Source organism: Streptomyces sp. NRRL S-920 (genome assembly GCF_000717945.1).
Lineage (GTDB): Bacteria > Actinomycetota > Actinomycetes > Streptomycetales > Streptomycetaceae > Streptomyces > Streptomyces alboniger.
Window position 1 is genome coordinate 92,973 of sequence record NZ_JODF01000011.1, and the last position, 19,597, is coordinate 112,569.

27 protein-coding genes are annotated in these 19,597 nt (G+C 69.9%); 11 read left to right on the forward strand and 16 right to left on the reverse strand.

What is annotated here, in order from left to right; translation table 11 throughout:
• Window positions 1-22 precede the first annotated feature (22 nt).
• Together IG54_RS0110915 and IG54_RS0110920 are read left to right on the forward strand one after the other, a co-directional pair.
• Window positions 23-1,189, forward strand: a complete 1,167-nt coding sequence (locus IG54_RS0110915; protein WP_051819434.1) for an MAB_1171c family putative transporter — start codon at window positions 23-25, stop codon at window positions 1,187-1,189.
• On the forward strand, window positions 1,186-1,767 hold the full coding sequence (locus IG54_RS0110920; RefSeq protein WP_030780675.1) for a hypothetical protein: 582 nt from the start codon (window positions 1,186-1,188) through the stop codon (window positions 1,765-1,767). Before IG54_RS0110915 ends, IG54_RS0110920 begins: the two co-directional genes overlap by 4 nt.
• 86 nt (window positions 1,768-1,853) lie before the next feature.
• Here the strand turns inward: IG54_RS0110920 and IG54_RS0110925 are convergent, their stop codons facing one another.
• From IG54_RS0110925 to IG54_RS0110995, 15 genes are all read right to left on the reverse strand, one after another.
• Window positions 1,854-2,306 (reverse strand): hypothetical protein, encoded by a 453-nt coding sequence (locus IG54_RS0110925; RefSeq protein WP_030780678.1) that lies wholly within the window; start codon window positions 2,304-2,306, stop codon window positions 1,854-1,856.
• Between the two features lie 62 nt (window positions 2,307-2,368).
• On the reverse strand, window positions 2,369-3,427 hold the full coding sequence (locus IG54_RS0110930) for a phosphoadenosine phosphosulfate reductase family protein (protein WP_051819423.1): 1,059 nt from the start codon (window positions 3,425-3,427) through the stop codon (window positions 2,369-2,371).
• A 72-nt stretch (window positions 3,428-3,499) separates the two neighbouring features.
• Window positions 3,500-3,910, reverse strand: a complete 411-nt coding sequence (locus IG54_RS41970; protein ID WP_030780685.1) for a hypothetical protein — start codon at window positions 3,908-3,910, stop codon at window positions 3,500-3,502.
• Window positions 3,911-3,994: 84 nt separating this feature from the next.
• Window positions 3,995-4,399 carry a hypothetical protein gene (locus tag IG54_RS41975; protein WP_030780687.1) on the reverse strand — a complete coding sequence of 135 codons (405 nt, stop codon included), beginning with the start codon at window positions 4,397-4,399 and terminating at the stop codon, window positions 3,995-3,997.
• Between the two features lie 101 nt (window positions 4,400-4,500).
• Window positions 4,501-6,069 carry a hypothetical protein gene (locus IG54_RS0110945; RefSeq protein WP_051819424.1) on the reverse strand — a complete coding sequence of 523 codons (1,569 nt, stop codon included), beginning with the start codon at window positions 6,067-6,069 and terminating at the stop codon, window positions 4,501-4,503.
• Window positions 6,070-6,160: 91 nt separating this feature from the next.
• Complete coding sequence (locus IG54_RS0110950; protein WP_030780694.1) at window positions 6,161-7,030, reverse strand: hypothetical protein; 870 nt, start codon at window positions 7,028-7,030, stop codon at window positions 6,161-6,163.
• Between the two features lie 94 nt (window positions 7,031-7,124).
• Window positions 7,125-7,757 carry a hypothetical protein gene (locus IG54_RS0110955; RefSeq protein WP_051819425.1) on the reverse strand — a complete coding sequence of 211 codons (633 nt, stop codon included), beginning with the start codon at window positions 7,755-7,757 and terminating at the stop codon, window positions 7,125-7,127.
• Between the two features lie 80 nt (window positions 7,758-7,837).
• Window positions 7,838-8,077 (reverse strand): hypothetical protein, encoded by a 240-nt coding sequence (locus tag IG54_RS39210; protein ID WP_051819426.1) that lies wholly within the window; start codon window positions 8,075-8,077, stop codon window positions 7,838-7,840.
• A gap of 62 nt (window positions 8,078-8,139) precedes the next feature.
• Window positions 8,140-8,628, reverse strand: a complete 489-nt coding sequence (locus IG54_RS0110965) for a hypothetical protein (RefSeq protein WP_051819427.1) — start codon at window positions 8,626-8,628, stop codon at window positions 8,140-8,142.
• Window positions 8,629-8,701: 73 nt separating this feature from the next.
• Window positions 8,702-9,115 carry a hypothetical protein gene (locus IG54_RS0110970; protein ID WP_030780701.1) on the reverse strand — a complete coding sequence of 138 codons (414 nt, stop codon included), beginning with the start codon at window positions 9,113-9,115 and terminating at the stop codon, window positions 8,702-8,704.
• A gap of 152 nt (window positions 9,116-9,267) precedes the next feature.
• Window positions 9,268-10,992, reverse strand: coding sequence for a hypothetical protein (locus IG54_RS0110975; protein ID WP_158708852.1), 1,725 nt, complete (start codon window positions 10,990-10,992; stop codon window positions 9,268-9,270).
• A gap of 164 nt (window positions 10,993-11,156) precedes the next feature.
• A complete protein-coding gene (locus IG54_RS0110980; RefSeq protein ID WP_030780706.1) occupies window positions 11,157-11,642 on the reverse strand; it encodes a hypothetical protein in 486 nt (161 codons plus the stop codon).
• A 72-nt stretch (window positions 11,643-11,714) separates the two neighbouring features.
• Window positions 11,715-12,125, reverse strand: coding sequence for a hypothetical protein (locus tag IG54_RS0110985; RefSeq protein ID WP_030780708.1), 411 nt, complete (start codon window positions 12,123-12,125; stop codon window positions 11,715-11,717).
• A 145-nt stretch (window positions 12,126-12,270) separates the two neighbouring features.
• Window positions 12,271-12,516: a hypothetical protein gene (locus tag IG54_RS0110990; protein ID WP_030780711.1), complete on the reverse strand. Its 246-nt coding sequence runs from the start codon at window positions 12,514-12,516 to the stop codon at window positions 12,271-12,273.
• A gap of 77 nt (window positions 12,517-12,593) precedes the next feature.
• Window positions 12,594-13,013 carry a hypothetical protein gene (locus tag IG54_RS0110995; protein ID WP_030780714.1) on the reverse strand — a complete coding sequence of 140 codons (420 nt, stop codon included), beginning with the start codon at window positions 13,011-13,013 and terminating at the stop codon, window positions 12,594-12,596.
• 263 nt (window positions 13,014-13,276) lie between these two features.
• Here IG54_RS0110995 and IG54_RS0111000 point away from each other — a divergent pair, with 263 nt between their 5' ends.
• From IG54_RS0111000 to IG54_RS0111035, 8 genes are all read left to right on the forward strand, one after another.
• Window positions 13,277-13,660: a hypothetical protein gene (locus tag IG54_RS0111000; protein ID WP_030780718.1), complete on the forward strand. Its 384-nt coding sequence runs from the start codon at window positions 13,277-13,279 to the stop codon at window positions 13,658-13,660.
• A 14-nt stretch (window positions 13,661-13,674) separates the two neighbouring features.
• On the forward strand, window positions 13,675-13,872 hold the full coding sequence (locus tag IG54_RS37860; protein ID WP_037896857.1) for a hypothetical protein: 198 nt from the start codon (window positions 13,675-13,677) through the stop codon (window positions 13,870-13,872).
• 205 nt (window positions 13,873-14,077) lie between these two features.
• Complete coding sequence (locus IG54_RS0111010; RefSeq protein WP_030780721.1) at window positions 14,078-14,461, forward strand: hypothetical protein; 384 nt, start codon at window positions 14,078-14,080, stop codon at window positions 14,459-14,461.
• 66 nt (window positions 14,462-14,527) lie between these two features.
• Window positions 14,528-14,740 carry a hypothetical protein gene (locus IG54_RS0111015; protein WP_030780723.1) on the forward strand — a complete coding sequence of 71 codons (213 nt, stop codon included), beginning with the start codon at window positions 14,528-14,530 and terminating at the stop codon, window positions 14,738-14,740.
• Window positions 14,741-14,804: 64 nt separating this feature from the next.
• The gene (locus IG54_RS0111020) at window positions 14,805-15,188 is read left to right on the forward strand and encodes a hypothetical protein (protein ID WP_030780726.1); all 384 of its coding nucleotides are present in this window, start codon (window positions 14,805-14,807) and stop codon (window positions 15,186-15,188) included.
• A 79-nt stretch (window positions 15,189-15,267) separates the two neighbouring features.
• Entirely contained in the window at window positions 15,268-15,951 is a 684-nt protein-coding gene (locus tag IG54_RS0111025) for a hypothetical protein (protein ID WP_030780729.1), read from the forward strand.
• An 84-nt stretch (window positions 15,952-16,035) separates the two neighbouring features.
• Entirely contained in the window at window positions 16,036-16,668 is a 633-nt protein-coding gene (locus IG54_RS0111030) for a hypothetical protein (RefSeq protein ID WP_030780732.1), read from the forward strand.
• A gap of 155 nt (window positions 16,669-16,823) precedes the next feature.
• Window positions 16,824-17,687, forward strand: coding sequence for a hypothetical protein (locus IG54_RS0111035; protein ID WP_030780735.1), 864 nt, complete (start codon window positions 16,824-16,826; stop codon window positions 17,685-17,687).
• Between the two features lie 62 nt (window positions 17,688-17,749).
• Here IG54_RS0111035 and IG54_RS0111040 read toward each other — a convergent pair whose 3' ends face one another.
• Window positions 17,750-18,310: a hypothetical protein gene (locus IG54_RS0111040; RefSeq protein WP_051819428.1), complete on the reverse strand. Its 561-nt coding sequence runs from the start codon at window positions 18,308-18,310 to the stop codon at window positions 17,750-17,752.
• Window positions 18,311-18,447: 137 nt separating this feature from the next.
• Between IG54_RS0111040 and IG54_RS0111045 the strand changes: the two genes are divergently transcribed.
• Window positions 18,448-19,422: an RNA ligase family protein gene (locus tag IG54_RS0111045; protein WP_234336100.1), complete on the forward strand. Its 975-nt coding sequence runs from the start codon at window positions 18,448-18,450 to the stop codon at window positions 19,420-19,422.
• Window positions 19,423-19,597 lie beyond the last annotated feature (175 nt).

Consider the following 19,597-nt stretch of genomic DNA (forward strand, 5'->3'; position numbering starts at 1 on the left):
TGGCTACTTCGTAGCCGCCCTGATGACCGCTGTCGCGATCTGGCGCGCGCTTGGCGGTTCCGACGCCCGCCGCAGATCCCTCTGGGGCTGTTTCCTGGGCTTCTCCATCGCCTTGTGGACCAAGACCGAGGTTGTGCGGATCGGGCTCAACAACAGCTCGATCACCGACGCCTCGGTCCTGCTCAAGCACTACTCCGCTGGCGCGGCGATTTTGGCGATCATGTACTACATCGTTGCCGTGTACGGGCACGGGCCCGCCGACGGCGAGATGGCTCGTGCCGTACGAGTGAGCCGCGTCATCCAACGCGCGGCCACCAAGACAGCGCTCGCCAGCTTCGCCCTGATGACGATCATGTTCTTCACGATCGTCGACCGGTCGATACCGAGCGACCACTTCGTCAGCGACCACGCCGGTCAATGGGGCGCCACCGCCTATATGACCGTCTTCTACATCTACTTGGGCTCCGCATCGGCCATCTGCCTCTACCAGTGGGCCGGAGCGTTCCGACGCGAAGAACGCAGCCTGCTGCGCGTTGGTCTGGGCATGATGGCTTCCGCCATGGTCCTCGGCGTCACCTACTCCTTCGGCCGCATGGTGGCCATGTGGATCTGGCTCGCCGTTCACCCCAGCACCGAAGTTGCACACAAGGTCGAGACCTCCACCGAGGCAATGCAGCTTCTTCTGTTCGTGCTGTTCGCGCTTGGGGTGTCGGTCCCGGCTTCGGAGAAGGGACTCCGACGTGCCCGAGCCTGGTTGTCCCTCGCGCGCCTGTACCCGATGTGGCGGGAGCTGATGGCCGCCTTTCCTGCTATTCCGATGGAGCCGCCGCGCTCCCGGTACCACGAACTGACTCGACGAGAGATGGACGCTGAACTCCGGCTCGACCGGTGGATTCACGATGTCGCCGACGCGATCGAGAAGCTACGTCACCACGTACCCGACGGCTTGATGGCGGCCGCCAAAACAAAGACGGCCCGTAGCTCTGTAGCTCAGGCGTACTGGATCAAGGCCGCGCTCGCTGCCAAGGCGTCAGGTGTGCCGGCGGGCTCGGTCGCGGCATTCGAGCAGCCCGCGGCCACGGACCAGGCCGGAGAGGTCGCGTGGCTGCGGCAGGTGGCCAGGGCCTACAAGAAGAGCAACGTGGCCCAGGTGGAGAGCCTGCTTGCCGTCGCGGGGGCAACGGCATGACAAACGACGTCACTGCGGCCCGGACGGTCACTGATGTTCTCCAGCCCCGCAACGTCCTCGTGGTCGGCATGGTCGGTATTGGCCTGGCAGCCGCTGGCGACTGGACAGGTATCCCCTGGGGTCTGCTCGGTGCGCTGTGCGCGGGGCTCATCCCGGCGGGGTACATCGAGTGGGAGCGCAAGCGCGGCACATGGGGTGACCGACATGTGGTGGACCGCGCGAAGAGGGCGCCAATATTTCTCGTCATTCTGACGTCGATCGGCCTCGGCTCGCTCGCCATGCTCCTTGGTCACGCACCGACTGGTCTCCTCGTGGCCATGGTCGCCCTATGGGCTATGACCGTTGGCCTTCTGACCGTGAACTCCCTTGGGAAATGGAAGATAAGCGTGGACAGCGCGGTTGCCGCCGCTGTGCCTACGCTGCTCGCCACCGTCCACTCTCCGTGGTGGCTGCTCGCCTATGTCCTGACACTGGCCGTGTGCTGGTCCAGGGTGGCCCTCACCTACCACACCATCGCCCAGACCGTGGCTGGCTTCTGCCTTGGTGCTGCGACCGCCACGGCTTTCCTGCTGACCTGACGCCGCGCCTAACCAGCGCTGAGCCCCGGACTACCGTCCGGGGCTCAGCGCATTCAACGGTGCTGACACCGCCCGGCAGGGCCGCGTCACCACAGAGCGGACTGGCCCGCGTCTTCGAGTGCCTTCCGCTGGACCGCTGCTTTCACAGCAGCGTCCTGCTGGCGCAGCATCCGGACGAGCGGAGCTTGCCGAACGGCCTGGGCCTGCCTGCGGGCTCGCAGCTCCGCGGAAGTCGCCCACCGCACCAGGACCTCGTGGTCTCCTAGGCCCGGCGCGTCATCGGTAACGGTGCACTTCACGTAGGGCCGCTCCAGGCGGAACCGGATCTGCGCCAAGGTCATGTACCAGTCCGGTCCGTACGCTCCCGCGACGGTGAGCAGTGTGCCGTCCTTGGCCCTGTAGTTGCGTACGGCGAACCCCTCGTGCTCATGCCGACCGGGGTGCCCTTGGTGCTGCTCGTCTTCAGTCAGACGTAGGTCCGTGAGGCCACCGGCCGTGAGGTGTCCGGCGATGGTGTGGGGCCGGGTGGTGCGTGGCATGCGGGTCTCTCCAGTTCGGGTCTGTGCGCCGGTTGCTCTCCGGCGCGTGGTGGGGCGGGTGGTCAGGCCGCCAGGTCGAGGCGGCCTCGGTCGACGCGGTTGAGGTACTTGCGGGTGGCCTTCTTGCCGACGTACCGGGAGAGGGCTGTGCCGCGCGGGGGCCGCCGCAACTCGCCGTGCTCGGCATCCAGGGCCTTGGCGCGCTCGACGATCGTCCGCATGGACAGGCCGTTCTTGAAGTCGGCGCCGACCTGCTTCTCGACGGCGATGTACTCGGTGGCCTTCTTCGGGCGCAGCCGTGCGGCGAGGACGACGTCTGCTTCACAGCCGAGGACGCAGAACGAGCAGGACAGGCGGCTCATGCCCCAGTCGTACGCCTCGTGGTAGGGCAGACCGGAGCGGGCTATCTCCTTCCAGACCTCGGCGTCCGTCCAGCCGTGGATCGGCCTCCATGTCGTGATGTGGCGTTTGCCGTTGCTGGCCGGGCGGTCGATCTCGACCGGGGCGAGCTTCGCGCGCGGCGGCGACTCAGCGGCCCGTTGGCCGATGCAGTTCAGGATGCGCACAGGGCGGCCGAGGTCGCCGAGTTCGGCGACGAGCCGCGTCATCAGCTTTCGGATCGGGCCCCGCTTCAGGTCCGACATGCACCATCGCGCCGAGGCCGAAGGCCAGGCTGGAGCAATCTTGGTTGTGGCGGGGTCAAGGCCCTGCTCTCGCGCTTCCTTCTCTGCCTTCGCCTTGAGCTTGAAGAACCGTGCAACGGTGCGCGCAAGGAGGTCACCGCCTTCGGCCTTGACGACTTCGAAGCGCACGCTGAGGCGGCGGGCCTGCTCTTGGGCGAGTTTGCGGGTGCCCTCCCACTCGACATCGCCGAGGTCTGCGTGGACGATCACGACGCGGTGCAGGAGGCCGAGCTTGGCCGCGAGGGCGCAGACGTGGGAGGCCATCGCCTGGCTGTCCTTCCCTCCGCTGCTGTTCAGGAGAATCCAGTCGGCGAGGCGGAGCAGCGCGGCGGGGATGGTGGTGGTCGGCGCGTCGGGAACGGACGGGTGGATGCGGCGAACGCGCTTCGGGGCAGGCGCGGGGGCAGTGTCAGGGAACAGGGCCAGTTGAGCGGACACGGTGACCTCGTCGGGAAGGTGAAGGGACGGCGGTTGGGAGGCCGGGGCGCAGGGTGCGCCCCGGCGGGTGGGTTACAGGTCGCTGTCCGACAGCTCCGTGGACCGCAAGCGCCTGTAGGACAGGCCCCCTTCTCGCCGGGCGATCCTGCGCGCGGCGGGGACCTGTTCGGCGGCGTGCTTGGCCTCCGCGTAGTCGTCCGCTTGGACTTGGGTGATCGTCTGGCCCGCCTTGTTGGTGACGCGCCACCAGGTGGTGGGTTCGCCCTCAAGTGGCGGGAGTTCCGGGAGGGGGTGCAGGTCCTTGATGGCGATGCGAATGTGCTTGCCGAGGCGGGCGCTGAGCGCGGTTATGGTGCCGTCCGCGTGTGGGGTGCCCGTGGGCAGGACGACGTCCCGGTAGCCCTTCTCGTCGTCGGCGGGGAGGTAGGCGGCCGCTTCGGGAAGGTGGGGGCCGTACGGGGTGGCCGGGTGGGTGGGGTTCATGGCGTTATCCCTGGTGGCGTGGTGTTGGGGAGGAGGAGGGTGCCGGGGCGCGGCGGGCAGCGTCGCGCCCCGGCGGCGGGTCGGTCAGGCCGCCAGTGCGGCGCGGGCGTCGGTGTCCCAGTCGGGGATGGCCAGGCCGAGTTCGACGTAGCGAGCGGCGCGCTTCTTGGCGCGGTGCGGCCCGGAGAACTGGCAGCCCTTGTGACGGCGGGGCGGGGCAGGCTTCTTGCCCTTGCGCTCACGCATGTGGCTGTAGAAGACCTCGATGTCGACGGCGCACAGCAGGCAGTGCAGCGCCCACCGGTGCTCGCTGCCGGGATAGCCCTCGTGCACTCCGGCGCACCGGGTGCGGGTGCAGCCGTCGGGCTCGGCGACCGGGGTGGAGCGGGTGGTGTAACCGAGTTCCCGCGCCCGCAGCCAGACAGCGGGGAGATGGTCGCGGTTACGGGGGGTGTCAGGCAGGAAAGTGGACAGGAACGGCGCGGTCATGGCGCTGGGCCTTTCGGTTCGGGTCTGTGTCGGCGGTTGCTCTCCGCCAACAAGCCAAATAGTACAGCAGACGTCACGGTGGTGTCCATCTGGCCACCATCTCAGGCAGTCAGCTTCACCTGCGACGGGTGCTGCTGTGGCCGCAGGTAGCGCACCGGGACGGGCCCCGCGGTCCGCTCCCGCTTCGGGACGACGAGCGGACGGATTGGCGCCCACTTCGTCCCCACCAGACCGGTGACGGCCGTCCACTTCGCTTCGAACCCGGCGCCCGGCTTCTTCGCCGTCCGCTGCTTGTCCTCGATCCCTGCCGGAGCGGCCACCAGGTACGCGGCCGCCGACGGGTAGCCCTCTCCCGCGTCCAGGTAGTGCGCCCGCTTGATCATCGACTTCTGGCCCGACCGCAGCCGCGCCCCCGCCTCACGACCCCACTGCATCAGCGTCAGGTCCGCCTCGCTCCGGGAGCCCTCCCACACCGTGCGTACCGACCTCCACGCGGGCCCCTTGACCTGCTCGCCCCGGCACGCCTCTTCCTCGCCGTCACACCACGGGGCGGTGTCGACCCGCTCGCCTGACGCCAGCTCGTACGCGGCCTGGTGCTCGCGCCGGCATGTCGTGGAGCGCTTGGTGCGGCACCACCACCGCGGCTCGGTGCACCGCTTGCCGTGCCAGGTGCGGCAGTCCTTCGTGCGGCCCGGCAGGTAGAGGCGTCTGACCTCGTACAGCGCGAACGGCACCTCGTCCAGCTCCCGCTCGAATCGGGTCAGGACTTCGTCGTTGCGCTCGTCCTCGGCGAGCTGCTGGTACAACGACCGCTCCCCGTACAGGGCGACCTTCTCGTTGAGGGCCTGCGAGGCGTACTCCATCATCAGCACGGCGGCGCCGGTCTCCGGGTACTTCCGCAGCCGCTCTTCGTGCCGGTCGCGGGATGCACAGGACGCACTGAAGGGGCACTGTGAGCAGTACGACTTGCGGATGCGCTCGCCGAGCTGGGCGTAGACGTACGCCTCGACCGCGGCCCGGTCCATCGCGTCCGTCTCGATCAGCGGGTAGTACGGCTCGCACACGATGCGCCCCGCGTCGGCGTTGATCTGGGCCTGGATGCCGGTGTCCTTCTCAGCGCGAGGCCGCTCCCCGGCGTGGTAGCCGATGACCCGCCGGAAGGCTGTCGTGCCGAACTCGAAGGCTGCCCAAGCGTCAAGCACCCAGCCTTTCGAACGGATGGAGCATGTCCTACGTCCGTTCGCCATCTGGGGCACCGTCCCGGCCGCCCGCAGCTCGTCTGATAGCCGCCACGGGCCCGCTGCCCAGATGTGCCACGGAGTGCGGGTGTCGTCGAGGATGAGTACGCCGTCGGAGTCCCGCCGCCCGCCGCGCGCGACTTGGACCGTGCGCACCTTGCGGTCGGCGAGGAGAGGCAGCACCAGGCGGTCGACGAACGACAGGGAATCGCTCCATTCGTCGCCCGTGACGGCATGCACGACAACCAGGTCGGACAGGTCCGGCTCCAGGCCGTAGGCGACCGGATCGGCAAGGAACTTCAGCAGGATCGCTGTCGAATCCGCCCCGAGCCCGTACGACAAGACGGTACGGCGCTTGCCGGATCGCGCGGTCGGCGCGGCGGTCGGGGGTTCGGGCAGGGCGAACAGGGCGGTCTGTGCCGTGGCAACCACGAGCGGGCCTTTCGGTGCGGGTCTGGGGGCGGGTTGCTCTCCCGCCGTAACAGGCCGGGGCGCAGTCACGAGCTGCGCCCCGGCGGGCGAATCAGTTCGGCACGTCCAGGGAGGAGTACACGTGCAGCCACCCGGCGATGAAGGCGGCGCAGTCGGCTGCCTCCTCTGCGATCCCCTCGGAGGGCTCTGCGACGTACACCTCGTCGACGTACTCGCCGTCCGCGTCGTACAGGTGGGCCGACCACGGCTCGTCGTGCTCCGCAACGGGCCGGTCTGCGCGCTCACCGGACGCGATGAGCAGGCGCAGGCTTGTCCAGGCGTCGTCTCTGGAGCTGCCGTTGAGCGGGACCATGACGAATGAGGTGCCGCCCTCGCCGCCCTGGTGGGAGGCCAGCCCGTACGTGGTCAGTGCGGCGCGCAGCACGTCGCCCTGGGTCGGCGCGGGCCCGGCGATGGGGCGGAGGTCGATGACCTTCCCTGGGGCCCTGAAGGTGAAGGCGCCGTGGGGGCCGGGCGTCACCACAGCTCCCTTGGTGCGCTTCCACGCCTTGACGAGGTCGTCTGCCCTCTCGGCGCTCAGGGGTACGGGCTTGCTGGTCACCCACGTCTCGTCGCTGAGCTGCCGGGAGCTTATTGCCGTGTACGCGGGGACCGGGAGACGCCCGGACGCCGCTGCGCAGGTGAGCCGTGCGGCACAGGTGACGACCTGTCGGGCAGCGTAGAGCGCTTCGGCTTCTTGAAGCCGCTCCCGCCAGATGGCCAACCGCTCGCGGGCGGCGCTGGTCCTCTTGACGCTGACGTGCCGGGGATACAGGTGGGCCTCGTTCTCATACCCGTTGAGCCGGGTGGCTTCCTGGTCGAAGCGGCCTTGGATTCTGCTGACGGTGCGCCGCGCCTGGCGCAGGGCAAGCTCGGCTTCCTCGACGTTCAGGGCCAGGTTGCGAGAGGTGGGCGAAGTCATGGTGGGCTGCCTTTCGGTGCGGGTCTGGGGGCGGGTTGCTCTGCCGCCCGTGGGAGGGCCGGGGCGAGGTGTGTGACCGCGCCCCGAGGGTGGATCAGTGGGCCGGGGAGGTCAGGAAGTCGGCGATGGCCTCGGCGACGGCCGCCGAGTCCCTGTCGCAGTCCACCGGGCCGCCATCGCCGCTGATGTACAGCGGGTCGCCGACCGGCTCCCCGTTCTCGTCGTGGAGGAACAGCGTCCAGCCCGTGTGTGCGGCCGGGACGTGTTCGACCGACGGGTTGCGGTCGCCGACTGACAGGTGCGGCCGGTTGCGGATGTCCGCCTCGGGTGTGGACGGGTCGACGGGGATGGCGTAGCTCATGCCGATGCCGTCGGTGTGCGCGGTGATGCCCCACTCGGCGAGCGCGACGAGCAGTACGCCCCCGGCAGACGGCCGCGGGGTGGTGAACCACTCGGCGACGGCTCGGGCACACAGGTCCACGTCGGTGCCGGAGGTCTCGTACACGTCGGCAATCTCCAGGTAGTCGGCAAGGCCGTCGGGCTCCCAGGCCACGGCGAAGTAGCCGCCGCCGTCCCTGTCGCGGGGCTGGATGACGACGTGTTCACCAAGGGGGGCTCGGTCCTGCGGTACGTCCGCGGCGTGCGCGATGAGAAGGCTCTGGTCCTCGTCGTAGAAGGCGGGGACGTCGGCCGCGGCAAGCGCCTCGATCACGGTGGTGTTGAACATGCGGGTCTCTCGATTCGGGTCTGTCGGCGGTTGCTCTCCGCCGGGAAACGGGCCGGGCGCGGGGTGGCGTGCAGGGCTGGCTACAGGTCGCCGGGGGCGTCGGAGTGTTCCGGGCACGGCCCGTACTGGCCGGTGCGGGTGCGGGGGTGGACGTGGCGACGGCCGGAAAGGCTGCATCCGCCGGGGCCCTCTGCGCAGTTGATGACACAGGTGCACGCGTCCGCGGTGCCGGCCTCGCGTGTCCGGTCGGCGTTCCCCTCCCGCTGGCTGGCCCACTCGCAAAGGTGGCTGAGGATGGCGTTCGCGTCGGTGGTCTTCATGGTGGTGCTCTCCGTTCAGGGCGGGGCCGCGCCGCGTGAGGGTGGCGCGTCCCACGGTGCTGTCAGGCGGCGCGCTGCGCCTGCGGGAATCCCGTGATCAGTCGGCGGCCCAGTTCCGTCACGTACGGAAAGTGCAGCGGGCCGCGTACGCCGTCGTCGCCGTCGTTGGGGTGCACGGTGCCGTTCCTGTCGCGGTACTCGACCAGGCCGTCGCGGTGCAGGGTCTTCGCTGTCGGCCACGGGGTGCCCCCGGGCAGGCACCCGTCCTCTCCGGCGCCGCGGAGCGCGGTCCGGCCTGCCTCCGTGAGCAGGGCGTGGCGCCCGCGGCTGTTGATGACCAGGAACGTCGGCCCGTCGTATCCGGCCCAGTGTGCGCCTGCGGCGGCGCGGCCGGTGTTGGTCACCTCGGTCACCCAGCGGGCGAGGTAGAGGGCGTCCAGGACGCGGGTGTTCGTCTCCTGTACGCGTCCCTTGGGGTGGGCGAGTGCACCGAGCAGGGCGCGGCGGTGAGCGGGAGTCGGGGTGGCCGGGGCTGTGCGGGTGGTGGTCATGGTGCCGTCCTTCGGTACGGGGCGGGCGGGGCGCAGGACGCTGCTCGACCTGCGCCCCTGTGCGGGCGGTTGGTCAGAGGACGTCAGTGGCGTCGAAGAACGTCGCCAGGCTGCTCATCGACCGGCCCAGGGCGAGCGTGGGCGCGTCGAACTCGGTGCGGACCTGCCGCTCGTACTCGGTGTCGGAGACCAGCCGCACGGTGTGGTCGACAGTGCGGTATCCGGTGACGCTCCACTTCTCCACGCCGTACCGCGTGGCGTGGGAGACCGGGTCGGTGTACTCGACGAGCCGGATGATGAGGAGGGGTCCGGCCTGGCCGTTGATGACGGATTCCCGCAGCGTCTTGCCGCCCAGGATCTCGAAGGAGTACACCTCGTGGTGCTCGGGCTGGGTGTCGACGGGCCCGGAGTCGGCGATGACGGTGCGCAGCGGCCCGCACATGGCCGTGAGGTCTTCCACGGTGGGCAGGGTCAGGGTCAAGGACATGATGGTCCCCTTTCGGTTCGGGTCTGTGGCGGTTGCTCTCCGCCAACACCAGAAATAGTACAGCACGCGTCACGGTGGGCATAGTGCGCCCTGCGACAACAGCCTCGCCACCTGCCGCGTACCGAGCACTGTGACGAAGCGAGGGCGCGCGTCTAGTTGGTCATCATGTTGGTCAGGTGCGGGCCGATGTACCCGACGATCAGACGGCCAGCACTCGCGTCCCGCGTCCCCTTCACGTCGTCCAGGAAGTACATCCGCGGGGCGATCCGGCCGCGCCCGGCGAGCTTCAGGTGAGCCTGCATCTCCACTCGCCCCCCTCCAGGCACCGGGAACAGCCGCTCGTGCCCGTACTGGCGCATCGTCGACGCGCTCTCCGTCATCGCGACCTGCTTGACCGGGTACGGCTTCGCGCCCGCGGGCGGGGTCTTGCAGAACTGAAAGAAGTTGCCGTTGAAACCGGCCTTCGCCGCACCGGCATACGAGTCGAGCGACACAAGCGCCGTCCAGCACTTTGCCGCCCACGTACGCGACATGGCGTGCTCGTCGAGCCCTAGAGCCGTCCGCCGGTCCGCAGTCACTTCCAAGTGCTCCAGCTCGCCCAAGCGCTCCCACAACGCCTCGAACGACGAGGGGATGCCTGGCAGGTTCTCGGCCGCCTCCACGACGTCCTGCGAGCGTCCTTGGCGCAGCAGCAGCAGGCGGAGCCGGTCGGCCTCGGCCCGCGCCTGCTGCAACGCGTCCAGCGTCGTCAGGTGGTCCTCGACCTCACCGTCCCGGTCGGTGATGACGGCCTGGATCTGCTCCTGCATCGACATGTTCGTCCGCTCGGCCAAGTGCACGGTCCGGCCGAGTTCCGACAGCTCCCTGTCGGCCTGCTCCAACAAGCCGTTCAGCAAGGTCACCTCGGCGCGCAGCTCCTCGTCGCGCTCCCCCGCCCCCCGCGCGGGGACCGCGGTGAGGAGACGGGCCTTGTCCAGGGTCTCGCGGCGCTCCTGCCGATGCTGCTCGGCAATGCGGTCGGGGAATGCGAGAGTCGAGAGCTGCCGGGGCAATGGACGCTCCAGGGCAAGGGCGTGGACGCGGCGGGCGATGCCGTGCCACGCCTGGTCACTCGCATCAGTCCATCGCGTGGACCCCAGGAGCCGGTGCCGGGCCGCGTCCGCTGGCCACGCCGGATCGACGAGCGGGAGGAAGGTACGGACGCAGCCGGGGCCGACTCGGTGTTCGTGGCCGATCGTCTCTCGGAACGCGTCGACCGCGTCCAGGTCCCACAGCAGGTAGGTGGACGCGTCCCCGGCGACGTCCCGCATCGTGCCGGCCACGCGCTTCGACCACAGCGGATCGTGCTGGATGGGCCGCGCTGCAACGAGGGTGGGCATCTGCCGCTCTGGGTCACACAGCACGTCGACCAAGGAGTGCACACGGTCGCGGGTGACGCGCAGCGCGTTGACGCTGAGCCTCGACATGCCGTCACGCGGCTCCAGCTCCGCCACGAGTTCGCGGACGATGGCGGGTTTGCTGGTGCGGAGTGTCTGAGCGGTGTTCGGGAAGCATTCCAGGTCGACGCTCACCGTGCCGCTGCGGGCGGTGGTGCAGCGGGCGGCCGTCACGGTGGTGCGCCACGTCGCCTCGGCCTTGTCCTCGCGGAGTTGGAGGCGGGTGGCGTACTCGGTGCCTCCGTCGTCATAGGCGGCCTGCGACAGGAGTTGGGACGACTCGTCGAGCGCGTGGTGGCCGGTGCCGAGTTGCACCGTGGTGCGGGGGAACTTCTTCTTCAGCCACGCCCCGGACACCCATCGGACGGTGTCGAGCAGTGTTTCCGCCTCTGGGACGGCGAACACGGAGCGGTGGGCGAGAGTGCTGGCAGGTGTACTCACGAGGGACCTCAACGTGGGCGGGCCTGGGGCGTGACCAGGCCGGTCGGTAGGGGACCCCGCACGCAGGCCACAGACCCCATGAGCGGGCGCTAGTCGCGTGCGAGGAACGGGGAAATACGGTCGGCGCCGACCCCCAGCAGGGAGCCGGGCCGCTCTTCGGCGGTTCAGCGGGCGATCTGCCGAATGTGCCGGTACCAACGCAGGAGAACCCCTGTCGGCTGCTCGTCGAGCCACGCGCGCCGCTCCTCGGCCGCCGCGTCCTCCCACACGATCGCGGGGCCGGTCGGGTCGACCACGGGCGTGAACGAGGACTCCAACACAACGTCGATGACGAGTCCGCGTTCGGGGAGGTGCGGGTTCACCGACTTGTTGTGGCGCGCGTAGTGGTCGATCCGGCTCAGCAGCCATTCGTGCTCGGTCATGTAGGGGCCGATTTCCTCGGCTGCCGCCTCTATGGCGGACCACCGGTCAACGGCCTGGACCGTCGTGGACTTCAGGCGGCGAGCGAACATGTCCTGCCACACCTCGTCGTACGGGCCCGACGCAAAGTCCGGCTCGAAGATGGGGCGGGCAGGGATGACGTGGAAGACCTGTCCGCGCTGGTGGACGACGGTGAACGGGCGGACGGTCTTGTCCAGGGAGATGGGCATGGCGGAGGGGCCCTTTCAGGAGGAGTGCAAGGAGGGCGGGGCGCCCGCCGGGGAGCGGGCGCCCGGGGGTGGTCACAAACCGAAGTGGCTGCTGCCGTCGTGGTTCAGGTGGAGGTCGTACACGTGCAGGTGTTTGGTCGCCGCGTAGTTCTTCCAGGTCCGCGCGTCCATGTCCCAGCCGGATGCCCCGACGGTCCAGCCGCAGAAGTAGCCGGTGCCGTACCGCTCGTACTGGCCAAGGCCCAGCGCGTCGGGGTGGGCGGCAAGAACCGCATCGAAGATGGTGCGGCGCGTCTCGTACGTCTCGGCGCCGAAGCGGCGCGACTCGAACTGGCCGTAGCCGTAGTTCTTCATGTCTGCACTGGAGGTGGACAACCGGGCCGCGACATCGTCGGGCGGTACGACGACGGGCCGGTCCCACTGGTCGAGCGTCATGGTGACCTGCGCCGGGGACAGCGGGGCCGTGGTCGTGGAGGCATGCATGTGTACGGAGACCTTTCGGGGGGTGAACGCGCGGGATTTCGCGAGTTTTGAGAGCCCTCTACGCGCGCGCACGCGTAGGGCGTCGGTGTTTCAGACCGTTGTGCTTGTCGTGGTTGGCGTGACGGGGTGCGGGTGAGCGGCGCCGTTAGTCGGTGTGCAGCTCGTGCACGAGTCGCCAGTTCACGACGGGGCCCGGCTCGATGGGGATGTCAGTGCGGGGGGTGCGGACGTAGGCGCGGAAGGTCTGGTAGCCCTGTGCGGTGTAGCCGTGTTCGAAGTAGTAGAGGCGGCCACCGATGAGGCGCATGAACTCCCTCCAGCCGTCGCCTTCACCGTCGGGGTGGTGGTGCACGTCGAAGCGGGCGCTGATGGGGGATGGCTGTGTGGGCATGGCGGTGCTCCTTGCGGGTGTGGCGAGTTGGGGCGGTGCGCACCGCCCCCCGGTGGAGGGCGTGCGGTGCGGGCCGGTCAGGCGGGGGTGGGCTCGCGGTGTTCGCGCATGACCTCGGCGAGCACGAAGTGCGTGAGCGGGGCGCGGGTCGTGAGCGGGTGGCTGATCCAGCGGACCCTGTCGGCAGCGCTCATGGCGAGGGCCCAGGCGCGAAGGTCCTGGTACACGGAGTGGGCGGCGTCGTACTCGATGCCCATGCGGTCCATGTGGTCCTCGATCGCGGTTTTGCGGTCGTAGATAGCGATGGCCTCGTGGTGTGCGCCGAAGCGGTCGACGGCGGTCACCTCGTACAAGTCGAGGCAGTCACCCCAGTAGGCGTCGAAGTAGAGGAGATCGCGGTCTTCCTGGGTGGCGGGGGTGACGAGTACGGCGTGCACGGTGCCGTCCTGCATGAGGACGGTGAAGGAGCGCGGGGCCTTGGCCAGGGTGACGGACATGGGTGTCCCTTTCGGTTTGGGTCTGCGCCCGGTTGCTCTCCGGGCTGTGTGGCGGTGTCCCGCCGACACCCAAAAGGTAATGCGTACGTCGCCAGAGCGCAACCCAGGAATAAAAAGAGCAGGCCAACCGCACTACGGAACGAGTCTCGTACCATCGTTGCACCGTGAGCTGTACTTTTCGTTCGAGTGTGTGTACCGTTCGGACCGCGTCACCGGCCCGGAGAGCAACCGGGCAACAGACCCGTTCTGAAAGGGACTTCGCCATGCGCAAGCTGCGCACCCACGCCCGGCCCACTCGGCTCGGGACGTTCTTGGCCGCCGGACTGGCCACCGCCGCCCTCGGGCTCGCCGCCGCCCTTTCCGGCGAGAGCGGGGCCGGGCAGGCAGCGAGCAGCACGAAGAGCGTCACCGTCTACGCCGACGGGACCAGCCCGCGCGGGAGCGACAACCGTGACGGGCGGATCGGTGAGGGCGGGAGCGGCTGGAACTGCCGCTCCGTGGGCAACCGCGCGTGCGGCAACCGCATCGTCCCTAGCGAGTGCAAGGGCGCTGATGCATGGCCGCCGGAGCTGAAGATCACCGACGAGGACGGGCGCCTGACCGTCATCGACCTGAACGCCCGGGAGCGGACGGAGAAGGGCCAGTGAGGAACTGGGGGCAGATGGAGCGCGCCGACTTCGACCGGCGGGCTTCGCGCGCCCTCATCGACGAGCGCGCCGTGCTGGCGGGGGCCCGGGTGCCAGCTGTCCCGGACCAGTACGGCACGGCCGCGCTATTCGGTGACGAGATGCCCGCCCGGCAGGCCGTCCCCCGCCGTCGGGTACCGGCGGAACCACCTCAGGCCGACGCCCTGTTCTAAGGCCGTCATCTAGTACAGCGCGCGTCATATCGAGGCGCGAGCGCTACGGCACAGCCAACATGCACCACCCATTCTTCCAAGTGGAGTCACGGCACAATCGTCGGTGCAGCATCTCGAATTGACCCCTGAGCGACGCGTGCTGTACTATTTTCCTTGTTGGCGGAGAGCAACCGCCGACACAGACCCGAACCGAAAGGTGCCCCCCATGGCTTCCGCCAACTCCCGCCGCGCCGCCGCCCTCATCCGCAACCGCGCCCGCGCCAACCGCGAACAGGGACGCGTCCGCCGCGCCGTCATCACCGCCGCCCGCCGCGTCCGTTCCGGCCCCCGCTCACTGGCCACCCACATCATCGCCACCGGCGCCCCGCTCGACGTCGTGGCCGGAGCCGCCGACGCGCTTCGCACTCAGGCCCGCAAGGCGGGCATCCGGGGCCGCGCCGCCCGCATCCGCCGCACACTCCGGGGCCACGCCCGCCGCGTCGTGACCGTCTACCGCTACACCGCCGAGCAGGTCGCCCAGATCGTCGCGAACTACAAGCCGCGCAAGGCCGAGTACAAGGCCATCCGCGCCGCCCTCGCCGCCGCCTGACGGACACACACCCCCACCGGGGCGCACACTCCGCGCCCCGGCCCCACCCCGAACAGGAGCACCACCATGCGCATCGACCTCTACGCGAACTGGTCTAACGTCCGCCAGGCCACCATCACCGACCTGCCCGACGATCTGCCCCGCGAGGAGATCGTGAAGCGGTCCCACGAGGCCATGGACACATCCCGCTACCCGGCCCACACCGCCGCCGTACGGACCGACGAGGGCGCGCCCCTGCTGTTCGTCTACCGCGACGGCCGAGTCCGCAACCCCCAGTAGCCCCACTCCGGGGCGCGGTACTCCACCGCGCCCCGGCCCCGCCCCCGACTTGGAGCCCACGAGCATGAACACCACCGTCGCCCCCGCCCCCGAACCCCTCCCCGGCGCCGCCGAGACCAGCATCGACGTCACCGGACTCACCGCGTACACGATCGGCATCATCCGACTCGCCGAAGCGAAAGAGCTGCGCCCCACCTGGGGCCCGCCGCGCGGCAACGCCCGCCGCCTCTACCTCAACGCCGACGGCCCGCACGGCGCTTTCGGCGTCATCACCATCGGCCGGACCAGCGGCAAGGTTCTGCACGCCGAAGTCGTCCACGGCAACGACGCCCGAGAAACCTGCAAGGCCAAGGGCACCAACGCCGTCCGCGCCCTCCTGAACAACGTTCCCCGCTCCACCTGCCCGCCCGACTGCACCGCGCCGTCATCGGCCGCCTGCCGCTCCTGAACCACCCCTCGGGGCGCACCACTTCGGTGCGCCCACCCCTGCCGGAGAGCAACCGGCCCAGACCCGAACGGAAACCCCAGTGACCACCATCGCCCACCCGGTCCAGATCGCCGCCGCCACCCGCGCCCGTACCGCCGCCAACGTCGCCCGCGACCGCTTCGCAGGCCCGGACACGATCCGCGCACTCCAGCCGATCGCCATGCACTTCGACGCCGCCGCCACCGCCTGCGATGCCTACGACGGCACCACCAACGAGCCCTTCATTCAGATGTGGCGCTCCCTGGCCGCCGCACTGGACCTGATCACCGCACACCCCGTCTGCCGCTTCCCGGAGACGGTGGTCGAATACATCACCGCGCCCCTCACCACCGTCCCGCTGCCGACCCTGCCCCGGCTTCTCCCGGTGAGCGAGCAGCACACTGCCGAGGAGACCGCGCTCCGCGCCGAACTCACCCGCCTCCACGCCGACACAGCAGCGGCCGACGCCGACCCCGAGCGCTGGTTCCGCGCGGTGCTCAACATCCTCGCGAAGTGGAAGCGGCTCGAAGGCGCCGTCCGCGTCGACAACTCCCGCCCCTGCAACCGGGCGCACGTCGCCGAGCGGCACCTGAAGTGCATCGCGTGCGGCGGCTCCACCATCCGCTTCACCGTCCGCGAGGCGGCGATCTGCGCGTGCGGCAAGACGCAGACCTGGGGCGACGTCATGGTCTGCGACTGCTTCGGCTACGACTGCCCCGCCATCCCGCGCGACACCACGAACTGACCACCCCTGACGGGGCGCACCACGCGGTGCGCCCCGCCCCTACGGCCGGAGAACAACCGGCCCAGACCCGAAAGACCCCACCTGATGAGCAGCACCATTTCCCCGCTTGCCCCCGCCGCCCGCGCCGCGTACGGCGCGTACGCCACTCTCCGCAGCCAGTCCCAAGCCGACGAGTTGACCGACCGCCTCAAGGCGATGCACGAGTACGCGGCGGAGCGCACCACCGTCCCCCTCTGGGAGATGGCCGCCCAGCACCTCGACCGCGCCACCCGAGCCGTCGCGACAGCCCAGGCCGTACCGCGCAAGGACCGCTACGCCGAGCACCAGGTCGCCGTCACGATCACCATGAGCGCGATCCTGGCGTTCGAGCGGGCGCACGACGTGACGCTGCCGTACGACGAGCACGGCCGCTACCGCCCCACGCCGGGCACCGAGTACCCGTTCAGCGTCTCCGACATCGCCCGCGCCGCCGTTCAGATCCTCGGCCCCGGCTGGGAAGCCGAGGCCCTGCCCTGGGGCGTCGGCGCATACATCGAGGAGGAGGGCGACGAGCAGGGTTACACCCTCGCAGTCGACGCCGACGGGGACCTGTACCTCGGTGACGACGCACGCGGCGGGAGCCGCACGTACATGGACGGGTGCGCCGCCGACGGACTCGCCGCCCTCGCCGAACGCGTCGCTGACCTCGTCCTCAGCCTCCACACCACCAAGGGCTGATCGCCCCGCCCGCGCCCCGGTCACCGGACCGGGGCGCGCGGCCCCGGAGAACAACCGGGGCCGACGTCTCTGTCCGGCAGGGGGCGACGCAAGCCGTCCCCTGCCGGTCCACTCCCCGGCGAGAGCAACGCCGGAAGACCCGAAGGAACCACCTGATGGCCACTGCCACCGCCCCCACGACCGTCTCGCCGGCACTCGCCCACAGCGTTGCCAAGCGCCTGCCGCACCGCGACGGCAACGCCTGGAAGGTCGCCCCGTACGCGGCGTGGTGGACGACCCGCCCCGCCGCGCGCCTCACACAGGCCGGGCGGCCCGGCACCCTCATCCTCGCCGTGCACCCCTGGCGCACCGACATCGCGTGGCAGCTCGACGACCGCGAGCCGTACGAGCCTGACCTGACCCTCGACCGGATGGCGTCGGAGCCTGTGGTCCGCGAGATCCTGCGGCTTGTCCTGCCGCGCCTGGACGACGCCGCCGCCCTCGCGTACTCCGACCGGCCCACGGAGGCCGAGAACGCCCGGCTGCGGCACCTGGACCTCGTCGGCAGCGCGGTGCGCGCCCAGGGCCCGGCGACGCTGTACCGCGCCGGTGACCAGCCGAACAGCAACGTCGTGGCGTGGGGGAATGCTGGAATGCGGTACGCGGTGACGCTCGTCGGCGCGAACCCTGCGTGCGACCTGACCGTCACCGGCCCCGTCGCGTCCGTGGAACGCGTGCTGCCGATGTTCCTGCCCGAGGCCCCAGCCGCCACGCCCAGGTTCCCGATGCGCTCCATCACCACCCGGCTGGGACGCCGACTGGCCACGCACCTAGTGCAGTACACCGACGTCGACCAGCTCGACGACGGCGGACTCAGCTTCGGTGCCGCGACCGGCCCGTTCGGGTACATCGCCCCGCCCACCGACCCCGTCGCCCGCGTCCGCGACACCACGCCCGTGGTCGCCGAGCTGCACGGCGTCGGCATCGACCACCTGGTCCACCTTGCCGCGCGCCTCGGAGGCGAACAGCACGGCACCTGAGCAATCTCGTCTCGTAGCGGGGCCGGTATGAGTCAGGCTGCGGGGTGGGGACCACCGGGTGGCTAGAGGGACGTGGGGACTTGCTCGGCTAGGTCTTCGTCGAGAGCAACGAGGGCCTGGTCGAACTCGTCGAAACTCCGCACGATGGTGATGAGTCGCCAACGGCGGGTGAAGAAGATGTGCTGAACGGGGCCCGCGAGAGAGGCCAGCCGGTCCGCCTTCACTTCGATGGTTCGCTCGGACAGCACGATGGCGCGGGAGTGGGTGACGAAACGGCCGATGAGATCACGACCCCGCTCCGTTGGGTAGCTCAGCCCGAAGGTCTCCATGTTGTCGATCATGTAGCGGGTGGCCTCGTCGAGTTGGTCCACCCACCGATCCCGATCGGCAGTCATCTTCTCCGCGAGGGCGGGGCGCTGCTCGGTGAGGGTTTCCGGAATGGGCGTGGCCCGGAGGCGGGCGGAGGCCGACAAGATGGTGAGCACGCGGCGGCTGAATTCGTCGCGTGCTTCGTGCACGAGTCCTACGCGCTTATTGCGGGCCTCCAGTCGTGGGGTGATGACGAGACCGATGAAGAGGGCCGTTGCGGCGGGGAGCAGGATGCCGCTGATCCACGGGTGCATGCAGGGATTCTGCGCCAGATGACGCCGAGCTGGGGGCGGTTCGTCCGACTCCCAACGGGATGAGCCGGGACGGCATCGCGTCGGCCGTCCGGCCCCTCCGCCGAGCACCGTCCGCGTCCTTGCGCGAGGGTGGGAGGGTGTTGACTCCGCCGATCACACCGATGCTGGCGCGGGCGCGAGACGTGCTGCCGCCCGCGGGCCAGATGCCGGACGCCTTGTGGCAGCAGAAGATCGACGGGTACCGGGCGCTCGCGTTCATCCGCTCCGGCGCCCTCCACCTTCAAAGCCGCGGCGGCGCGAACCTCGCACCGGCCTTCCCCGAGCTGGTCGCTGCCGCCCGCGGCGTGCGCGACGACCTGGTCGTAGATGGCGAACTGGTGGTGTTCGCTGGTGGCCGCCTGGACTTCGCGGCGCTCCAGCAGCGGGCCCGCCGTACGGGGCGCGGTGCGGCTGAGGCGGCGCGCGAGGCCCCGGCTCACTTCGTGGCGTTCGATCTCTTGGAGGCCGACGGCGAAGCCTGGCTCTCCCGCCCGTACGGCGAACGCTGGACCCGGTTGGAGGCGGCGTTCGCAACTGGGGTGCTGCGCCCCCCGTGGACGCTGGTGGCCTGCACGCGGGACCGTGAGGTCGCGGCGGAATGGCTCGACCCGGCCTATGGCCGTGTGGGCGTGGAGGGCGTGGTGATCAAGCCTGCGTCCGGTCTGTACCGGCCGGGGCAGCGCGGTTGGTGGAAGGTGCGCTCGTTCCAGTCGGCCGAAGCGGTGGTCGCCGGAGTCACCGGCCCCGTATCCGCGCCGCACTCTCTTCTCCTGGGCCGCTACGACTCGGCCGGGCGGTTTCGGTACGTCGCCCGCACCACGCCGCTGACCGCCGCCGCACGTCGAGAACTCGGGGCGCTCCTGGTGCCGGGTGGGCCCGAGCATCCGTGGGCGGACGTACGGATCAGCGCGGGGTGGGGCTCGCGGGAGTATCTGCGTTTCCTCCCCGTCCGGCCCGAGTTGGTCGTGGAGGTTCGCACTGACTCGGCAGTGGATCAGGGCAGGCACCGGCACCCTGTGCGCTACCTCCGCGTCCGTGACGATCTGACTCCGCACGAGGTACCGGCCCTGTAGGGAGCGCCCCGCCTGAGTGCTGCGCCGTGGGGCTGTCGGCCGCGGCCCTGCAAGGCACCTCGCTCATCACGGGGCCCGGTACCCCAGTTAGCGTCACACGCAGCGCTTTGAGCTGCATAGACACAACCACGGTGACATGTGCTGTACTATTTCAGTGTTGGTGGAGAGCAACCGC